This is a genomic window from Trueperaceae bacterium (genome assembly GCA_023954415.1).
In the GTDB taxonomy this organism is placed as follows: domain Bacteria; phylum Deinococcota; class Deinococci; order Deinococcales; family Trueperaceae; genus JAAYYF01.
The window spans coordinates 361,256-378,501 of record JAMLIB010000001.1 but is presented as its reverse complement, the minus strand read 5'-3'; the positions used below and the strand labels follow the sequence as shown (position 1 = coordinate 378,501).

The following is a 17,246-nucleotide window of genomic DNA, read 5'->3' as shown; positions in this document are numbered from 1 at the left end:
GGAGCGGTGATTCACCCCATCCGGCTGTTCGGCGACCCGGTGCTGCGGCGCCGCGCCGATCCCGTCACTGTGTTCGACCCGGAGCTCGCGCGGCTGGCCGCCGACATGCTCGAGACCATGTACGCCGCCGAAGGCGTCGGCCTGGCCGCGCCCCAGATAGGCGTGCTCAAACGCGTCTTCGTCGCGCTCGAGGTGCCTGACACCGAGGACGGGGCGGAGGCGGACGGGGACGGTCGGCGCGAGCACGTCATGGTCAACCCCGTCATCACGCGGCGCGCCGGCCGGCAGCTGGGGCGCGACGGGTGCCTGAGCATCCCCGGGCTCGCCGTCGAGGACGTGCCGAGGGACCTCGTCGTGCACGTCGACTACCAAGACCTCACCGGCGCACACAAGACGCTGGTCGCGGAAGGCTACTTCGCGCACGTGCTGCAGCACGAGGCGGACCACCTGGACGGCGTCCTGTTCTTCGACCACCTGACGGCCGCGAGGCGCGGCGCGTTCCTCGAGGAGAACCGCGGGGAGCTCGCGGACATGCAGCGGCAGGCCAAGGCGTTCCTGCGCGATCTGCGCACCCGGGCGCCGGCCGACGCCCGAGCCGGCGGCGAGCGGGCGGGCAAACCGCCGGGCACGCGGCCGAACGGCACGCGCACACGGCGGTGAAGCCCCTGCGCGTCGCCTTCTTCGGCAGCCCCGAGTTCGCGCTGCCGACGTTCGAGGCCCTCTCGCGCCAGCACGACGTGGTCGTCGTCGTGTCGCAGCCGGACCGGCCGGCCGGCCGCGGCCTCGGGCTGAGGCGACCCGCCGTCGCCGCCGCCGCGGTAGCGGCCGGGCTACCGCTCCTGCAACCGCGCAAGGTGAAGCGCAACGAGGAGCTCCTCGCCCACCTCGCCGCACTCGACCTCGACGTGGGCGTGACGGCGGCCTACGGGCGCATCCTCCCCCCGGAGCTGCTGGCGCTACCGCGCTTCGGCGTGCTCAACGTCCACGCGAGCCTGCTACCGCGCTGGCGCGGCGCGGCGCCCATCCAGTGGGCGCTCATCGCAGGCGACCGCGTGACGGGCATAACGGTCATGCAGACGGACGCGGGGCTCGACACGGGCGCTATCAGGCTGCAGCGCCGCACCCCTGTAGAAACAGACGAGGACGCCCCCGCCCTCTCCGCCCGCCTGGCCGCGCTCGGCGCCGAGGTCCTGGCGGAAGCCCTCACGCTCCTCTCGGCCGGGAGCCTCCCCCTGGTGGCTCAGGACCCTGACGCCGCCACGCTCGCCCCGCCCCTCACGCCGCGAGACGGCGAGGTGCGGTGGGCGGACACTGCCGGGCAGGTGCACGACCGGCACCGCGGCGTCGCCGGCTGGCCGGGCACGAGCTTCGTTCACGCCGGTCAGCGCGTCAAGGTCGGCACCCTCCTGCTCGCGTCCGACGAGCGTGGCGGCGGCGCGCCCGGCACGGTGCTGGGGTTCGCGGGCGAGAACTTGCTGGTGGCGTGCGGCGCGGGCCTCGTCGAGATCGGCGACCTGAAGCCGGAGAGCAAGGGCATGATGAGCGCGCGGGCGTGGGCCAACGGCCGGTCGGTCAAGGCAGGAGCACAGCTTGTTTAACGTAGCCATAGTCGGCCGCCCCAACGTGGGCAAGTCGAGCCTCTTCAACCGCCTCGTCGGCAAACGCGAGGCCATCGTCGCCGACATGCCCGGCGTGACCCGCGACGTCAAGGAGGGCTTCGTCACGACGGACGACGGCCTGACCTTCCGGCTCCTCGACACGGGGGGGCTCTGGTCCGGCGACCGCTGGGAAACGCCCATCAGGCAGAGCGTAGCCGCCGCGCTCGTCGGCGTCGACCTCGTGCTCCTCTGCGTCGACGGGCGGGAAGGCCCCGTTACGGCCGATCACCAGGTCGCCGAGTGGCTGCGCACCATGAACAAGAGAGTCCTGCTCGTCGCGACCAAGCTCGACGACCCGCGCCACGCCGAGACGGGCGAGTTCTACGAGCTGTACTCCCTCGGCTTCGGCGAGCCGTTCGTGACGGCGGCCGAGCACGCCATCGGCACGACGGAGCTCGTCCACCACATCGGTGAGTTGATGGGTGAGCTGATGGGCGATGCGGAGGGCGAGGTCGAGGAGGAGGCTGTCAAGGTCGCCATCATCGGGCGCCCGAACGTAGGCAAGTCCAGCCTCGTGAACGCCCTCGTGGGCGACGAGCGCGTGATCGTCGCCGACGTGCCCGGCACGACCCGCGACTCGGTAGACGTGCACTTCGAGTTCGGCGGTCGCCCGTTCACGCTGATCGACACGGCCGGCATGGCCCGCAAGGACGTCGGCGACCTGGAGTACTACGCGCGCATGCGCTCCGAGATGGCCCTGCGGCGCGCCGACGTCGCCATCCTCGTCATCGACCCGTTCGAGATCGGCGACCACGAGCTCCGCCTCGCCAACCTCGCGCTGGAGTGGGGCAAGCCCATCGTCATGGCCGTCAACAAGTGGGACCTCGTCGCCGACGACCAGCTGGAGCCGTTCAGGCAGCGCCTCGACGAGCAGCTGGAGCACCTCAGCTTCGCCCCGCGCGTCTACACGAGCGCGCTGACGGACTTCGGCCTGCACGAGCTGCTCGCGACGGCCGTGCGGCTGTACGACACGGCGCATAGGCGCGTCGGGACGTCGGAGCTCAACGGTTGGCTGGAGGTATGGACGCAGCGCCAGCCGCCGCCCAACTTCTCCGGCCGGCCGCTCAAGCTCCTCTACGTGAGCCAGGTGGACGTCGCGCCACCCACGTTCGTGTTCTCGATCAACAGCGAGACCCTGCTCACGCGGCCGTACGAGCACTACTTGCGCAACCGGATCCGCGAGGACGTCGGGTTCTCGGAGGTGCCGATCCGCATGGTGTTCAAGGAGCGCAGCGGCGGTAAGAAGCGTGTGCGGGTCTAGGCTAGCGCCTTGGCCCGCACACGTTCGGGTTCGGGACGCTAGCGAGTCCCGAACACCGGCGAGTGCCCGGGCGACTCGAGTGCGCTAGGCGCGTTTCGCTCAGGACCGCTCCACCTGCAACGTGACGCGGAGGTTGCCGCGGCGCGTCTCCCCTTCCACCTTCACCACCTTGAAGCGTCCCAGTCCGGCGGCGAAGACCTCGTCGCCCTCGGCGGCGCTCGCCGACTTGCCCGCCGGCTTGCCGTTAACGCTCACGCGCCCCGCCTCGACCCCTTTGGCGAAGTAGGCGCGCGACACCTTGAAGGCGCGTGCACCGAGCACGTCGACGCGCAGCGACGGCACGACGGCCGGCTGCAGCTTCTCGCTGCCGCCGAACGCGAGCCCCGGCGGCACCTCCGTGAGGCGCGACTGCGCCCCGCCGACGCGCACGGTCCCGAGCAGCGCTTGCGGCACGGGGGCGAGGAGGACGACGGTGGCGCCGTCAGCGTGCGTGGTCGCGTCGCCGACCGCCCCCTCGCCGGCGACCGCGCGCGCAGCCACCTGCAGCGCTTGCGGATCGGCGCAACCCTCGGCGTAGAGGGCGGAGAGGCGCGGGGTCGCCTCCGGCACCCCGTCGGGCGCCGCGTACACGACGCGCCTGACCGCCCCCGCGTAGCCGCCCGAAGCACCGGCATGAACGCCGCGGCGGCGGAGGGCGGCCAGGAGCGCGTCCGCAGCGTCCGGTTCGAGGAAGCCGCTGAAGGCGACCCGCCCTCCGCCGACCTGGGCGGCCATCTCTGCCGCCTGCCGGTCGACCTCCGGCGCGCTCTTCACCTCTTTACCCATGCGTTTCGTCAGCGGACGTCCACCACGTCCAGGCCGGCCGCCTTGAGGCGCTCCGGGAAGCCCTTGGCGTCCTCGCCGGCCACGCGGAGCACGAGGCGCCGCTTATGCCCGGGCTGGATGCCGGTCGTGACGGCGGCGACGATGTTGGACGGCGCTCCCTGTTGCGCCACGCGCGCGAGCACGCCCGGTTCGTCGGGCAGGTCGACCGTCACGCGCGTGCCGCCCTCGCGCAAGGCCAGGAAGGAGACGAGGGCGCGCATGAGGTCGGTGATCGTCAGGATGCCGACGAGGTTGACGCCGTCCAGCACGGGAAGGCCGGAGACGCGGTGTTCCTCCATCAGGAGCGCGGCCTGCTCGATGGGGTCGTCGGCCCGCACCGTGACGACCGGCGAGCGCATGACGTCCTTAACCCGCAGCTTGCTGAGCAGGTAGTTGAGCTCGTAGATGGACAGCGTCGTGGCCTTGGAGGGCGTGGCCTCCTTGAGGTCGCGGTCGGTGACGATGCCGATGAGCCGCCCGTCCCTGCTGACCGGCAACCTGCGGTAGCCGCCCTCGCGCAACCGCTGCATGGCTTCCATGACCGGCGTGTCCGGGCTCACCGTCTGCGGGTCAGGCGTCATCCACTCGCGAACTAGCATCCTCGTCCTCCTTATGTCTGGTACCAGATGGTACCACCGTGCGGCCCGGGCGTCCGCGTTGCCCGACTCGGGACTACTCACCGACGCATGCGATGATGTTCGGGTGAAACGCTTGAGCGTCCTCGGTTCCACCGGCTCCATCGGCACCCAGTGCCTCGAGGTGGCGCGCTGGCACGGCTTCGAGGTGGTGGCGCTCGGCGCCGGCCGCAACGGGCGGCTCCTGGCCGCCCAGGCCCGGGAGTTCAAGCCGCGGCTCGTGGCGTGCGCGTCGGAGGCGGCCGACGAGGTCCGCGAGGCGCTGCCCGCCGGCACGCGCCTGGTCACCGGCCAAGCCGGGCTCGAGGAGGCGGCCGCGTGGGATGCCGACGTGACCGTGGCGGCCGTGCCCGGCCTGGCGGGCCTGGCGCCGACGGCGGCGGCCTTGCGCGCGGGGCGCCATGTCGCCCTCGCGAACAAGGAGGCCATGGTGGTGGCCGGCCCGCTCATGTGGGCGCTGGCCCGCTCCGCCGGCGCGCGCATCACGCCGGTCGACTCCGAGCACTCCGCGCTCTTCCAGGCGCTCGCCGGGGAGGACATGAACCGGGTCGCCGCGCTGGTGCTCACCGCCTCTGGCGGCCCGTTCCGCGCCGGACCGGCCGACCTCGCCACCGTCACCCCAGCCCAGGCGCTCGCCCATCCGAACTGGACGATGGGCAAGAAGGTGACGATCGACTCGGCCACGCTCTTCAACAAGGGCCTCGAGGTTCTCGAAGCGCACTTCCTCTTCGAGGTGCCGCTCGCGGCCGTCGAGGTCGTCGTGCATCCGCAGTCGTTGGTGCATGGCCTCGTGCGCTACGTGGACGGGAGCATCAAGGCGCAAGTCGGCCCGCACGACATGCGCCTCCCCATCCAGTACGCGCTCTGCGCCCCCGACCGGCTCCCTACCCCCCTCGCCCCCCTGCCGCTCGCGGGCGCCTGGACGTTCGAGGAGCCGGACCACGCGCGCTTCCCGAGCCTGCGCCTCGCCTACCGGGCCGGGGAGCTAGGTGGGCTGGCGCCGACCTACCTGAACGCCGCCGACGAGGTCGCCGTCCCCGCCTTCCTGGCGGGGCGCATCGGCTTCGACGCCATCCCGCGGGTGCTCGAAGCCGTGCTCGCCGCCGCGCCGACGGGCGAGCTGAGTTGGGACGCGATCGCAGGCGCCGACGCCGACGCGCGCGCGCTGGCCAGGAGCGTCGCCGGTCTGGAAGGGGGCTGAGCCGTGGACAGGGCCGGCGTGCTGCTGCCGTTCAAGCTCTTCGGGGTCGCGGTGCGTCTCGACTACAGCTTCTTGCTCGTGCTGCCGCTCTTCGCCTACCTCATCGGCGGCCAGCTCCCCGCCTACGCCGAGCTGTTCGAGGCCTCCATGGGGATCGAGGTCGACGTGAGCGCGCTCACCGTCGGCGCGACGCGCTGGCTCATCGGGCTCGCCGGCGCCGTCGGGCTGTTCGCCAGCGTCCTGCTGCACGAGGCGGGCCACGCGCTCGTGGCGCGCCGCTACGGGGTCGAGGTCAAGGAGATCCGCCTCTGGTTCCTGGGCGGCGTGGCCCAGTTCGACGACATGCCCAGGCAGCGCGGCGCCGAGGCCGTCGTGGCCATCGTCGGGCCCGTCGTGAGCTTCGCCATCGGCTTCGTACTGCTGCGCCTGGCTCCGGCCCTGGTCGGCTCCGGCGCCGTCTTCATGGTCGTCGCCTACCTGGGGGTCACCAACGTCGCGCTGGCGCTCTTCAACCTGCTCCCCGCCATCCCCCTCGACGGCGGCCGGGTGCTCAGGAGCCTCCTGGCCCTGGCGCTGCCGAGGGAGCGCGCCACCATCGTCGCCACGTCCGTCAGCGCGGTCATGGCCGTCCTGCTCGGCCTGTACGGCTTCTTCACCATGCAGCTCTGGCTCGTGATCCTGGCCTTCTTCATCTACAACGCCGGACGCCTCGAGGCGCAGGCGTCCATCGTGGCGAGCGCGCTCGACGGGCGCACCGTCGCCGACCTCATGACCCGCGACCCCGTCACGGTGGCGCCAGACATGCGCCTGACGCAGTTCGCGCAGCTCATCCACTTCCGCCCCCACACCGGCTACCCCGTCGTCGACTCGGGCGGCACGCTGCTCGGCTTCGCCCGCCTGGCGGCGGCGGGCCGGTCGGCGGCCGGTCCGGCGACGACCGATCCGGCCGTGGAGACCGGCCCCGTCGAGGTGGACCCGGAGGCGAGCGTCGCGGACATAACCGAACCGGCGGAGACCATCTCCCCCACCGCCAGCGCCTACGACGCTCTGCGGCAAGTGGCGGAAGGGCGGCTAGGCCGCCTCGTCGTGGTCGACACCGCCGGCCGGGTCGTCGGCCTGCTCAGCAAGACGGACCTGGTCAGGACGCTCTCGCGTAAGGAAGCGACTCGCGATGGCCGCTCCGTCTGACATACTGCTGGTCAGCCTTGGGAGCAAGGCGAGATGCTGACTGCCCTGACCTTCGCACTCATCCTCACGAGCGCCGTCGTCGTACACGAGCTGGCGCACTTCCTCGCCGCCCGCAGCGTCGGGGTGGCCGTCCGGGCGTTCAGCGTCGGCATCGGCCCTATCCTGGCGCGCGTCAAGTGGCGCGGCACCGAGTGGCGGCTGAGCCTGCTGCCCCTCGGCGGTTACGTCGATCTGCCCGGCATGGGCGCGCGGGTGGACGAGGACGGCACGCTGCACCACCCCGACGAGGGCATGGCCAAGCTGCGCCTCCTCCCGAAGCTCTGGGTGCTCGTGGCGGGCGTGATAGCCAACTACGTCCTCGGCAGCGTCCTGCTCGCCTCCGCCATGACCATGCAGCCGGGCTTCCGCGAGATCACGGGCGCCCAGGTGGTCGTCGAGGGCTCGGAGATCGCCCGCGTGGTGCCCGGCTCCACTGCCGAGGCGCTAGGCATACGCGGCGGCGACCGCATCCTCTCTGTCAACGGCCTGGCCGATCCCGGCCCGGACGCGGTCGTCGACCAGGTGCGCGGCGCCGATCGCCTCGACTTCGTGTTCCTCCGCGACGGCGAGCGCGTCGAGTTGGGCACGCCGTGGCCGCCTGCCGGCGCCACCCGACCCGCCCAGCTCGGCGTCGAGATCGCCGCGATCATCCCGCCCGTGGGCTTCTGGACGGCCCTCTCGGAGTCCGCCGCCTTCGGGCTTCGCGTGGTGCCGGAGATGGTGCGCGGCTTCGTCTCGGGCTTCGGGGCCGCCATCACGGGCGCCGAGAACGCCGAGGTGGCCGGACCGGTCGGCATGGTCACGATGGTCTCGCAGGCCACGCGCGTCGGGCTCGCGAGCGTGCTCCTGCTCGCGGCCGTCATCAACTTCTCGCTCGGGGTCTTCAACCTCCTGCCCATACCCGGCCTGGACGGCGGCCGCATGCTCCTCGCCACGGTCGTCGCCATCCGCGGCCGGCCGTTCCGCCCCGGGCAGGAGGAGCAGTTCCACTTCGCCGGGATAGTCCTCGTCATGGCCCTCATAGTGCTCGTGACGTTCCGCGAGCTGAGCGCCCTCTTCACGGGTTGAGCATGCCTTCCTCCGACCCCCGGGCCGGAAGCCGCGACCGCCCGCACGCGCCCGGACCCGTTGCGGCGGACGTCATCATCCCCGCCTACCAGGAAGCCCCTAACGTCGGGAGGGTCGTCCAGGTCGCGCTGGCCGCCGGCCTCGGCCGTGTGCTCGTCATCGACGACGGCTCGACGGACGGGACCACCGCGGCAGCTCGAGCCGCCGGCGCCGAGGTCCTCAGCCTGCCGAGCAACCGGGGCAAGGGCGGCGCCCTCGTGGCCGGCGCGAACGCCTGCACGCGCGAGGTCGTCGTGATGCTCGACGCCGACCTGGTCGGGCTGCGGCCCGAGCACGTCGTGGCGCTGGCCGAGCCGGTATGTGGCGGGTGGGCGGACATGGCGCGCGGCACGTTCGAGGGGGGCCGCTGGCGGACCACCGCCGCCCAGCACGTCGCGCCGCAGTTGAACGGGCAACGGGCCGTGCGCCGCGAGCTGCTCCTCGCGGTGCCCGACCTGGAAGGGAGCCGTTACGGCGTAGAGGTGGCCATCACCTTGTACGCCGCCGCCGAAGGCTGGCGCTGTGTCAGCGTGCCGCTCGAGGGTGTGTCGCAAGTGATGAAGGAGGAGAAACTGGGCTTCTGGCGCGGCTTCAGGGTACGGCTCGCCATGTACGGCGACATCGTCGCCACGCTCCTGCGCGCCAGGCGCTCCGCCAAGCCCGGGACCCGGACGGCCGCCCATGACCGGGCCAGGGGCGAAGAGGTCGAGCGGAAGTGAGGCGGGCGTGGAGCTGATCGCAGTCCCGCTCGGCGAGCTGCAGGCCAACGCCTACCTCGCCATCGCAGGCGCGGACGTCGTGGTCGTCGACCCGGGCGGCGAGGGCGAGGCTCTGGCCGCGGCGCTGAGCGAGCGCGGACTGGAGCTCAAGGCGATATGGCTCACCCACGCCCACTTCGACCACGTCGGGGGCCTGGCCGCGTTGAGGCGGAGCGCGCCCGGCATACCCGTGTACATGCACCACGCGGACGAGCCGGTGCTGAGAGCCGCCGCCGCCGCGGCCGCCCGCTGGGGCGTCCGGATCGAGCAGCCGCCGATCGACTACGTGGCGGTCGCCCACGGCGAGACGTTGACGGCGGGCGCCATCCGAGCCGTCGCCCTGCACACGCCCGGCCACGCGCCCGGGCACCTCGCCTTCCACTTCGCGGATGCCGGGGCCGTACTCTCCGGGGACGCCCTGTTCAACGGCTCGATCGGCCGCACCGACCTCCCGCTCGGCGATCACGACGAGCTCATCGCCAGCATCCGCAGGGAGCTGCTCGGCCTGCCGCCGGCCACACTCGTGTACCCGGGCCACGGCGGTCCGACGACGATCGGCGCCGAGGCGGCCGGCAACCCGTTCCTCTGAGGCGACGGGCCGCGCCGGAACGCGCTGCGGCGGCCCTCGACACGCGTCACGCCTGCCGCTTCGGCGGCCGCGAGAGCTACCCCCCGTCGCGGCCGCCGAAGCGGGCTTCGACGGCCAACGCGTGCGCCTCCAGGCCCTCGGCCCTCGCCATACGCGCCGCCGCCGGGCCGAGCGCCGCGACGACGGCAGGGCTCAACTGCGTGAACGGGATGACCTTCTGGAAGTCGCGCAGGTTGACGAAGGAGCTGAAGCGCGCCGTCGCGCCGGTTGGCATGACGTGGCTCGGGCCGACCACGTAGTCGCCGAGCGCCTCCGGGCTGCTCCCGCCGAGGAACAGCCCGCCGGCGCTACGTACCGAGCCGACGAGCGCCCACGGGTCGCTCACGAGGAGGCAGAGATGCTCGGGGGCGAAGGCGTTGGCGACCTCGATGGCCTCACCCAAGTCCTCGACGAGCACCGCCGCGCCCCGCTCGCGCAACGACTCCTCCGCGGAGCGCGGATCGCTCAGGGCCGCCAGGGCACCCGGGAGCGCCGCCACCACGCTCTCGAGGAGGGGGAGGCTCGGCGTGACGAGGACGGGCTGGGCAGCGGCGTGCTCGGCCTGCGCGAGCAGGTCGGCGACGACGTGACCGACGTCCGCCTCGGCGTCGGCCACCACGAGGGTCTCCGTCGGGCCGGGTAGCGCCTCGATGCCGACGGTGCCGTAGAGCTGGCGCTTCGCCTCGACGACGTAGCGGTTCCCGGGGCCGACGACCTTGTCGACCCGCGCCAGGCTCTGTGTGCCGTAGGCGAGGGCGGCGACGGCGTGGGGGCCGCCGACGCACAGCAGTTCCTGCACGCCGGCGAGCGTCGCGGCGTACCTGACCTCGGCCGGCACGCGGCCGTCCCTTCCCGGTGGGGTCGCCACGACGATCCGCCTGACGCCGGCCACGCGGGCCGGGACGGCCGTCATGAGGACCGTCGAGAACAGGGGCGCCGTGCCGCCAGGCACGTAACAGCCGACGCTGTCGAGCGGCACGATCAGCTGCCCGAGGACGGCGCCCGCGTCGGCGTGCACGAAGCCGCCCTCCGTCTGGAGGCGGTAGTAGGCCGCCACGCGAGCCGCGGCCAGTCGGATGGCGTCGGCCAGGTCGGGCGCCAGCTCCCCCTCGGCCGCCGCCAGCTCCTCCGGCGCCACGAGCACGCTGCCGAGCTCCACGCCGTCGAAGCGGGCGGTGAGCTCCTTGAGAGCGGCGTCGCCGCGCCGCCTCACCTCGGTCACTATGTCGCTGACGGCCGCGGCGAGCGCTTCGTCGGCCGTCTCCCTGGCGAACCGCGCCTCGCACCAGGCCAGGGCGGCGGCTTTCGAGTCGATGACACGCATGGGTTCAAGGATATAAGCGCAGGCACGGTAGCATCCGGTCATGACAGGCAAGAGACTCCAGGTCCTGTGGTGCAGCCCCAAGACGGCCGGCACCGTCCGCGAGCTACCGCTGCCGGAAACCATCGAGCTGCGCTTCGCCACCGCCGACGCGAGCGAGGAGGACCGCGACTGGGCCGAGGCGCTCGTCGCCGGCTCGCCGCCCGCCCGGCTGCTCGACGGCGCCCGGCTCCGCCACGTGGTGGTGCCGTTCGCGGGGGTGGCCGCGGAGTTGCGGGCCCGCACGCTGGAACGACCGCACCTGAGCGTCCACAACTCCCACTACAACGCCGAGATGGTGGCCCAGCACGCACTGGCGCTCACCATGGCGTGCGCCGGCCGCATCGTGGCCTCGGACCGCGCCATGCGCCGCGGCGACTGGGGCGACGACACGGCGAGCACGCACTCCAGCATGTTCCTGCCCGGCAAGGTCGCCCTGCTCCTCGGCTTCGGGCACATAGGCAAGGCGCTCGTGGCGCCGCTCACCGCCTTGGGGATGGACGTGCGGGCGTGGCGGCGGCGGCCGGTGGAAGGCGGCGTGCCGACCTACGGGCCCGAGCGGCTGCGCGAGGCCCTCGCGGAGGCCGACGTGGTGATCGTCAGCCTGCCGGGCACCGCCGAGACCGACGGGCTCATCGGGGCCGACGAGCTCGCCTGCATGAAGGGCGGCGCCGTCCTCGTCAACGTCGGGCGCGGCAGCGTCATCGACGAGGAAGGGCTATACCGCACTTTGGCGGAGCGCAGGATCCGCGCCGCCGGCCTGGACGTCTGGTACCACTACCCCGAGCGCCGCGACGAGCTCGTGCGCGTGTTCCCCAGCCGCTTCCCGTTCCAGGAGTTGGACAACGTGGTGCTGAGCCCCCACCGGGGCAACGACGTCGACGAGTGGCGCGAGGTCTCCGCACGCGACGCGTTGATCACGCTCGCGGCCCTCGCGCGCGGGGAAGATCGGAACCGCGTGGACCTCGGCAACGGCTACTGACAAGGGTCCGGCGGTCGCTTGGGTCGCGGCCTCCTCGTAGATCCCGTCGGTGCCGGTGACGCCCTGAGCAGCTCAGGCGCCGGCCGCGGCCGAGCCGCCGACCAGCCCCTCCAACGCGAGCCGCAGGGCCACTGCGAACTCCTCGCGGGCGTCGCGACCATACCGGTAGGCCGCCCACTGCAACGCCGTGATGAAGTAGACGTTGGCGAGGGTGCGGGCGAGGCGCTCGGCCGAGTAGTCGGCGCGGACGCTGCCCGCGGCCTGGGCGCGCTTCAGCGCGGAGCGCAGCAGCTCGACGAGCGGGATGGCGAGGTAGGCGGCGCGCGAGCGCTCCGCGTTGGGGTCGAGGAGCTCGAAGGAGATGGGCAGGATCAGTTCTCTGTGCCCTTCGACGAAGCCGGCCAGCTCCGAGAAGAGGTAGCGGATCTCCGCCAGACCGTCGAACGGGGGCTCCCCGGGTAGCGCGTGCCGCTCACGCCGCTCGGCCACCCGCCTGGCCAGCTCGCCGAGCTGCGTGGCGAAGTAGGCGACCAGGATCGCCTCCTTGTTCGGGAAGTAGTTGAAGACGGTCCCGCGCGCCACCCCGGCGCGCTGCGCGATGAGCTCGAACGTTGCGCCCTTGAGCCCGCGCTCCTCTATCAGCGCCAGGGCGGCCTCGAGGATGGCCCGGCGACGGTCCGCCTTCTTGCGCTCACGGGCGCTCGGTTCGGCCATCTTGGCGTCCCAGACGGCATCGGTAGGGGTCACCGCGGCATCATACCGTCGGGAACGCCGCGCGAAAGAACCGGGCGCCGCGGAGACCGAGGTCTCGGCGGCGCCCAGGGGTCCGCTAGCTGATCGGCGCTTGGGCCCTCAAGCCTTGGCGGCCACCTCGACGAGCGCCTTGAAGGCAGCCGGCTCGCGCACGGCGAGGTCGGCCATGACCTTGCGGTCGAGCTGGACGCCCGCCTTGCGCAGGCCGGCGACGAAGCGCGAGTAGCTCATGCCTTCCTGACGCGCGGCGGCGTTGATGCGCGCGATCCAGAGACGGCGGAACTGGGGCTTCTTGTCGCGGCGGTCGCGGTACGAGTAGTCGGCCGCGTTGAGGAGCGTCTGCTGCGCGACACGGAAGCTCTTGGAGCGCAGGCCCCAGTAGCCCTTGGCGCGCTTGAGCACCTTCTGGTGGCGGCGGCGGCGAACGATGCCGGTCTTGGCGCGTGGCATTCCTCAACCCCTCAATCGTAGGGCAGCAGCGCCTTGATGCGCTCTGCCTCTGGCTTGGCTACGACGAGGTCGTTGCGTCCCTGGCGGATCTTGCGGCCCGACTTCTTGTAGTTCAGGTGCCGCTTGCCGGAGCGCATCGCCTTGACCTTACCTCGCCCTGTGATCTTGACACGGGCTTTGGTGCCCTTATGGGTCTTGAGTTTCGGCATGCTATCTCTCTCCTGTACTTACGCTTCGAAGCGCTTGACGCTTCGGAAGCGACCTTCGCCCCTTGGGCGAGAGCCCATAGAGGGTACACCATTCACCACGGTTCTCACCACCATGTCGGCGACCGTCGTCGGCATGGCGGTCACTGGCCAGGTTCACGGGCGGCTCACCGGCCGGGCCATCCCGTTCGAGCCTACTAGTGAGCGTGCAAGAGCCTCAGCACAGTGCGTGTCGGCGTGCGTTCGCGCGTGGAGCGTCGACGCGGCCTTCGCACGTCAGCGTCAGCTCTCCACCGCGACTCCTGCCGGGCGCAGGATCATGTTCATGTCCATCCCGGCGATCACCGGGGCGGCGTCCACCACGGCGAGCTCCGTGACGTCTGCGGCGACGCGGTTGAGGATGCCCTGGCCCAACTCCGGGTGGGTCCGCTCGCGGCCGCGGAACATGATGGTCACCTTCACCTTGTGACCGCCCTTGAGGAAACGGCGGATGTGGTTGACCTTGGTCTCGTAGTCGTGATCGTCGATCTTGACGCGGAACTTGATCGACTTCATCTCCTGCTGACGGGAGCGGCGGCGCGCTTCCTTCGTCTGCTGCTGGAGCTCGAAACGGTACTTGCCGTAGTCCATCAGCTTGGCGACGGGTGGCTGCGCGGCCTCGCCCACCATGACGAGGTCAAGGTCTTCCTCGCGGGCCATCCGGAGCGCGTCACGGGTCTCGACGATGCCGACCTGCTGGCCGTCCGAACCGATGAGGCGCACCTGGCGCACGCGGATCTGCTCGTTCACTTTCAACTCTTTCGAAATGGACTCCACCTCCTGGGTGAGTTGTGCCGGTGACGTGGCCCAGACGCATGGCGCCCACTTCCGTGAGACCACTCGCCAGCGTCACACACAGCGCTCGAGTCTAGCAGAGCATGACGGCGCGGTACAACGTAACCGTGCCGACTCGCGAACACCAGGGGGCGACCGTGCGCGTCGCGACGCGGGCGGACGAGGCGGCGGTGGCCGACGTGGCGTACCGGACCGCCTACTTCGGCGGTCCCGCTGCCGCATTCTTCCCCTGTCGCGACGCGTTCGCCGTGTTCTGGGTCCTCCCCTACCTCCGGGCCGGGCACGCCATGGTGGTCGAGACCGACGACGGGGTGGTCGGCTACTGCGTCGGCGTCGACCGGGGCGCGGACTACGTTCGGGGGCTCCTGCCCCTCCTTCCCGGGCTCCTCGGCGAGTTGCTGACGGGGCGCTGCCGCGGTTGGCGCGGGGCGCTCCGCTACGGACTCCGGGCGCTGCGCTACCCGACGCGCGGGGCGCCCGCGAACGCCTACCCGGCGCACCTGCACGTCGCGCTCACCAGCGCGGCGCGCGGGCGGGGCTCGGGGCGCGCGCTCCTCACCGCCTACCTGGCAGCCGCGGCGGAGCGCGGCGTGAGCGGCCTGCAACTCTCGACGACCGAGCGCAACGCGCAGGCCGTGAGCCTCTACTCGTCGCTCGGCTTCGAGGTGTGGACGACCCGTGTCAGCCCGCTCTGGCGTCCGTGGACTGGCCGCGACGAGACGCACCTCGTGCTCGTCAAGCGCCTGACCGGCGCCAAGGGCTGAGCGAACGGGCAACGGCTCCTGGCGGGCGGCTCCAGGCGAGCTTGGGCCCCGAAGGCCGAGCGACGGGGAGCGGCGAGCGCCTTCAAGGAGCTAGCGGAGCGTTGCTGACGAGCTCGTTGCGCCGCGCGAACGATACGAGGAACCGCCGCATCATCTCGACCTGGCTGCGGTAGGTGTCGATGGCGAGGAGCTTCGTGGCCACCCAGCGCGGCTCGAGGTCGAAACGCTCCCACGGCAGCGTCCTCGCTCGCAGCGGCGGGAAGAGGGGTTGGCTCGGGTGCACGCCCTTGGGCAGCGGCCACTCGGAGTCGCCGTGCACGATCCACCACCTGCCGATCTCCGGCTGCCCGCGTTCCTCCAGGAGCTCCATGACGAGCTGGCCGACGGCGCGGTGGTCGGAGTGCGCGTCGCGCGGCGTGGGCGCCAGGACGACCGTCGGCTCCACCTCGTCGAGGACGGCGCGCAACTCGGCCATCAGGTTCGAGCCCGTGTAGGCGAGGCCGGGCGAGCGCGCCTCCGCGTACGGCACGCTCGTGCGCAACGTGAAGCGCGAGCGGTAGAGCGCGTGCTGGTCACCGAGCACGAGCGTCCTGAGGCCGCGGTCGGGGAAGCCGAGGAAGATGAGGTGGTCCTCCGGCACGCCGAGCACCGCGGCGGCGGCATGGGCCTCCGCCATGCGCCGCTCGCCGAGCTTCACCATCGGGTCGCCGACGGCCCGAAGGCGCCGCTCCTGCACGATGGCCGCTAGCTCGAACGCGTCGCCGACCGTGACGTGGACGATCCAGACCTCCGCGCCGGCCTCGATGGCCTGCAGGAGCATGCCGGCGCAACAGAGGACCTCGTCGTCCGGGTGGGGGGAGAAGACGAGGACGCGCGCGGAGCCGCCGAGCGGCTCGGCCTCCGGCAGGCTCGCGGCGCTCAGGCCGTACTGCCGGGCGTACCACCATGCGGCGAGCACGGGGGCGTTGACGTAGAGGAACGCCCCGACCAGGATCGCGGCCAGGGTTCCGAGGGCCACGGCGCGCGCGACGCGAGTGCGCACGGAAGGGGGCGGAACCGGCCTGCGAGGGTGCACGGGCCTCCGCGCCCGCTTCGGCGCCGGCGAGCCCGGTCCTGGCGCGGCCTTGCGCTCCTCGCCCACCGTTCAAGCATGGCACGGCGAGGCGGCGGCCTGACGCGGCGCACCCGACTCCGGACCCCTCCCCTCGCTACCTCGTGCGCCACCGAACGGGGGATAGATTGGGCGCATGGACACGACAGACGAGCGCTTGCGCGAGATCCTCTACGCCACCCACACCGTCGCCGTGATCGGGGCGAGCACGAGCCCCGACAAGCCGGCCCACTTCGTGCCGCGTTACTTGGCCGAGCACGGCTACGCCGTCCTGCCGGTCAACCCCGTGGCGGCGGGCGCGGAGCTCTTCGGCGAGACGGTGAGCGCCACCCTCGTCGAGCTCGGCCGGCAGGTAGACATGGTGGACGTGTTCAGGCGCGCCACGGACATCCCGCCTCACCTGCCCGACATCCTGGCCATGCGCCCGCTGCCGAGGGTCGTCTGGTTCCAGCTCGGCATCCGCAACGACGAGGCCGCCGCGGAGCTCGAGGCGGCCGGCATCACCGTTGTGCAGGACAAGTGCCTCATGGAGGAGCACGAACGGCTCGTCGGCGGGGGCGGCCACCGTTGAGCACCCGCCTCAGCCTCGGTTACTCCCCGTGCCCGAACGACACGTTCATCTTCCACGCGCTCACCCACGGCCTGCTGCCCGAGGCGGGGACCTTCGAGTTCGACGTGGTGCTCGACGACGTGGAGGCCATGAACCGCGCGGTCGCGGCCGGCATGCTCGACGTCGCGAAGATCAGCTACCACGCGTACGGCTACGTCGCGAACGACTACGTGCTGCTGAGGAGCGGCGGCGCGCTCGGGCGCGGCGTGGGGCCGCTGGTGGTCGCCGCTGTTCCCGGCCTCGACCTGGCGGGGAGACGCGTGGCCGTCCCAGGCGGTAGCACCACCGCCAAGCTGCTGCTCGAGCTCTGGCGCCCCGCGGGTCTCGAGCTAACCGAGCTGCGCTACGACGCCATCATGCCGGCCGTGGCGCGCGGCGAGGTCGACGCCGGGCTGATCATCCACGAGAGCCGCTTCACGTACGCGTCGCACGGGCTGCACGCGCTGGTCGACCTCGGCGCTTGGTGGGAGTCGGAGGTGGGCGGCCTCGTGCCCCTCGGGGCCATCGTGGCGCGGCGCTCGCTCGGGGCCGACGCCCACGCGCACCTCACCAGGCTCATCCGGGCGAGCCTGGAACGCGCTTGGCGCGAGCCGGGTGCGTCGGCCGACTACGTCGCCGCCAACGCCCAGGAGATGGCGCCCGACGTGCGCGCCAAGCACATCGGGCTGTACGTCAACGAGTACTCGCGCGACGTCGGCGAGGAGGGCGAGCGCGCCGTGCGTAGGCTGCTGGGGCTCGCACACGCCAATGGGCTCTTCCCCGCCCCGCCCGAGCCGCTGTTCGCGGCGGGGTAGGTGGAGCGGACGGTCGCAGGGTCCAAAGCCCCTGCCTGCGCGG

20 protein-coding genes are annotated in these 17,246 nt (G+C 72.1%); 12 read left to right on the top strand and 8 right to left on the bottom strand.

The window, feature by feature from the left end:
• Window positions 1-6 precede the first annotated feature (6 nt).
• The 3 genes from def to der are packed head-to-tail and all read left to right on the top strand — an operon-like array spanning window position 7 to window position 2,919.
• Window positions 7-660: a peptide deformylase gene (gene def / locus M9914_01670; protein MCO5172879.1), complete on the top strand. Its 654-nt coding sequence runs from the start codon at window positions 7-9 to the stop codon at window positions 658-660.
• The gene (gene fmt, locus M9914_01665; GenBank protein ID MCO5172878.1) at window positions 657-1,598 is read left to right on the top strand and encodes a methionyl-tRNA formyltransferase; all 942 of its coding nucleotides are present in this window, start codon (window positions 657-659) and stop codon (window positions 1,596-1,598) included. Before def ends, fmt begins: the two co-directional genes overlap by 4 nt.
• Window positions 1,591-2,919: a ribosome biogenesis GTPase Der gene (gene der, locus M9914_01660; protein ID MCO5172877.1), complete on the top strand. Its 1,329-nt coding sequence runs from the start codon at window positions 1,591-1,593 to the stop codon at window positions 2,917-2,919. The genes fmt and der overlap by 8 nt, the downstream gene beginning before the upstream one ends.
• Window positions 2,920-3,018: 99 nt before the next feature.
• Here der and M9914_01655 read toward each other — a convergent pair whose 3' ends face one another.
• Together M9914_01655 and M9914_01650 are read right to left on the bottom strand one after the other, a co-directional pair.
• Window positions 3,019-3,744: a hypothetical protein gene (locus M9914_01655; protein ID MCO5172876.1), complete on the bottom strand. Its 726-nt coding sequence runs from the start codon at window positions 3,742-3,744 to the stop codon at window positions 3,019-3,021.
• An 8-nt stretch (window positions 3,745-3,752) separates the two neighbouring features.
• Window positions 3,753-4,382: a CBS and ACT domain-containing protein gene (locus tag M9914_01650; protein MCO5172875.1), complete on the bottom strand. Its 630-nt coding sequence runs from the start codon at window positions 4,380-4,382 to the stop codon at window positions 3,753-3,755.
• 103 nt (window positions 4,383-4,485) lie between these two features.
• Between M9914_01650 and dxr the strand changes: the two genes are divergently transcribed.
• Genes dxr through M9914_01625 form a run of 5 tightly spaced genes read left to right on the top strand, consistent with a single transcriptional unit; the run spans window position 4,486 to window position 9,300 of the window.
• Entirely contained in the window at window positions 4,486-5,619 is a 1,134-nt protein-coding gene (gene dxr, locus M9914_01645; protein ID MCO5172874.1) for a 1-deoxy-D-xylulose-5-phosphate reductoisomerase, read from the top strand.
• A 3-nt stretch (window positions 5,620-5,622) separates the two neighbouring features.
• Entirely contained in the window at window positions 5,623-6,807 is a 1,185-nt protein-coding gene (locus M9914_01640) for a site-2 protease family protein (protein MCO5172873.1), read from the top strand.
• 33 nt (window positions 6,808-6,840) lie between these two features.
• On the top strand, window positions 6,841-7,914 hold the full coding sequence (locus M9914_01635; protein MCO5172872.1) for a site-2 protease family protein: 1,074 nt from the start codon (window positions 6,841-6,843) through the stop codon (window positions 7,912-7,914).
• A gap of 2 nt (window positions 7,915-7,916) precedes the next feature.
• A complete protein-coding gene (locus M9914_01630; GenBank protein MCO5172871.1) occupies window positions 7,917-8,672 on the top strand; it encodes a glycosyltransferase family 2 protein in 756 nt (251 codons plus the stop codon).
• A 7-nt stretch (window positions 8,673-8,679) separates the two neighbouring features.
• Window positions 8,680-9,300 carry an MBL fold metallo-hydrolase gene (locus tag M9914_01625; GenBank protein ID MCO5172870.1) on the top strand — a complete coding sequence of 207 codons (621 nt, stop codon included), beginning with the start codon at window positions 8,680-8,682 and terminating at the stop codon, window positions 9,298-9,300.
• 76 nt (window positions 9,301-9,376) lie between these two features.
• Here M9914_01625 and hisD read toward each other — a convergent pair whose 3' ends face one another.
• Window positions 9,377-10,663: a histidinol dehydrogenase gene (hisD, locus tag M9914_01620; protein ID MCO5172869.1), complete on the bottom strand. Its 1,287-nt coding sequence runs from the start codon at window positions 10,661-10,663 to the stop codon at window positions 9,377-9,379.
• A gap of 40 nt (window positions 10,664-10,703) precedes the next feature.
• Here hisD and M9914_01615 point away from each other — a divergent pair, with 40 nt between their 5' ends.
• Window positions 10,704-11,681 (top strand): 2-hydroxyacid dehydrogenase, encoded by a 978-nt coding sequence (locus M9914_01615; protein MCO5172868.1) that lies wholly within the window; start codon window positions 10,704-10,706, stop codon window positions 11,679-11,681.
• Between the two features lie 72 nt (window positions 11,682-11,753).
• Here the strand turns inward: M9914_01615 and M9914_01610 are convergent, their stop codons facing one another.
• The 4 genes from M9914_01610 to infC all read right to left on the bottom strand — a co-directional run bounded on the left by M9914_01610 (window position 11,754) and on the right by infC (window position 13,879).
• Window positions 11,754-12,428, bottom strand: coding sequence for a TetR/AcrR family transcriptional regulator (locus M9914_01610; GenBank protein MCO5172867.1), 675 nt, complete (start codon window positions 12,426-12,428; stop codon window positions 11,754-11,756).
• A 105-nt stretch (window positions 12,429-12,533) separates the two neighbouring features.
• Window positions 12,534-12,884, bottom strand: coding sequence for a 50S ribosomal protein L20 (gene rplT / locus M9914_01605; protein ID MCO5172866.1), 351 nt, complete (start codon window positions 12,882-12,884; stop codon window positions 12,534-12,536).
• Window positions 12,885-12,895: 11 nt separating this feature from the next.
• Entirely contained in the window at window positions 12,896-13,093 is a 198-nt protein-coding gene (rpmI, locus tag M9914_01600) for a 50S ribosomal protein L35 (GenBank protein ID MCO5172865.1), read from the bottom strand.
• 279 nt (window positions 13,094-13,372) lie between these two features.
• Window positions 13,373-13,879 (bottom strand): translation initiation factor IF-3, encoded by a 507-nt coding sequence (infC, locus tag M9914_01595; protein MCO5172864.1) that lies wholly within the window; start codon window positions 13,877-13,879, stop codon window positions 13,373-13,375.
• Window positions 13,880-14,031: 152 nt separating this feature from the next.
• On the opposite strand from infC, the gene M9914_01590 reads away from it, so the two are divergent.
• Window positions 14,032-14,688 carry a GNAT family N-acetyltransferase gene (locus M9914_01590; protein ID MCO5172863.1) on the top strand — a complete coding sequence of 219 codons (657 nt, stop codon included), beginning with the start codon at window positions 14,032-14,034 and terminating at the stop codon, window positions 14,686-14,688.
• A gap of 82 nt (window positions 14,689-14,770) precedes the next feature.
• On the opposite strand, the gene M9914_01585 is transcribed toward M9914_01590, so the two are convergent.
• Window positions 14,771-15,730: a PIG-L family deacetylase gene (locus M9914_01585; protein ID MCO5172862.1), complete on the bottom strand. Its 960-nt coding sequence runs from the start codon at window positions 15,728-15,730 to the stop codon at window positions 14,771-14,773.
• Window positions 15,731-15,935: 205 nt separating this feature from the next.
• Here M9914_01585 and M9914_01580 point away from each other — a divergent pair, with 205 nt between their 5' ends.
• Together M9914_01580 and M9914_01575 are read left to right on the top strand one after the other, a co-directional pair.
• Window positions 15,936-16,370 carry a CoA-binding protein gene (locus M9914_01580; protein ID MCO5172861.1) on the top strand — a complete coding sequence of 145 codons (435 nt, stop codon included), beginning with the start codon at window positions 15,936-15,938 and terminating at the stop codon, window positions 16,368-16,370.
• The gene (locus M9914_01575) at window positions 16,367-17,203 is read left to right on the top strand and encodes a 1,4-dihydroxy-6-naphthoate synthase (GenBank protein MCO5172860.1); all 837 of its coding nucleotides are present in this window, start codon (window positions 16,367-16,369) and stop codon (window positions 17,201-17,203) included. Before M9914_01580 ends, M9914_01575 begins: the two co-directional genes overlap by 4 nt.
• The last annotated feature ends 43 nt before the right edge of the window (window positions 17,204-17,246 follow it).

What these genes read in the sequence shown, in the direction of transcription:
- hisD (MCO5172869.1), bottom strand. Translation starts at nt 10,663, where the DNA reads ATGCGTGTCATCGACTCGAAAGCCGCCGCCCTGGCCTGGTGCGAGGCG.
- M9914_01630 (MCO5172871.1), top strand. Translation starts at nt 7,917, where the DNA reads ATGCCTTCCTCCGACCCCCGGGCCGGAAGCCGCGACCGCCCGCACGCG.
- M9914_01580 (MCO5172861.1), top strand. Translation starts at nt 15,936, where the DNA reads ATGGACACGACAGACGAGCGCTTGCGCGAGATCCTCTACGCCACCCAC.
- M9914_01655 (MCO5172876.1), bottom strand. Translation starts at nt 3,744, where the DNA reads ATGGGTAAAGAGGTGAAGAGCGCGCCGGAGGTCGACCGGCAGGCGGCA.
- M9914_01615 (MCO5172868.1), top strand. Translation starts at nt 10,704, where the DNA reads ATGACAGGCAAGAGACTCCAGGTCCTGTGGTGCAGCCCCAAGACGGCC.
- M9914_01650 (MCO5172875.1), bottom strand. Translation starts at nt 4,382, where the DNA reads ATGCTAGTTCGCGAGTGGATGACGCCTGACCCGCAGACGGTGAGCCCG.
- rplT (MCO5172866.1), bottom strand. Translation starts at nt 12,884, where the DNA reads ATGCCACGCGCCAAGACCGGCATCGTTCGCCGCCGCCGCCACCAGAAG.
- rpmI (MCO5172865.1), bottom strand. Translation starts at nt 13,093, where the DNA reads ATGCCGAAACTCAAGACCCATAAGGGCACCAAAGCCCGTGTCAAGATC.
- M9914_01635 (MCO5172872.1), top strand. Translation starts at nt 6,841, where the DNA reads ATGCTGACTGCCCTGACCTTCGCACTCATCCTCACGAGCGCCGTCGTC.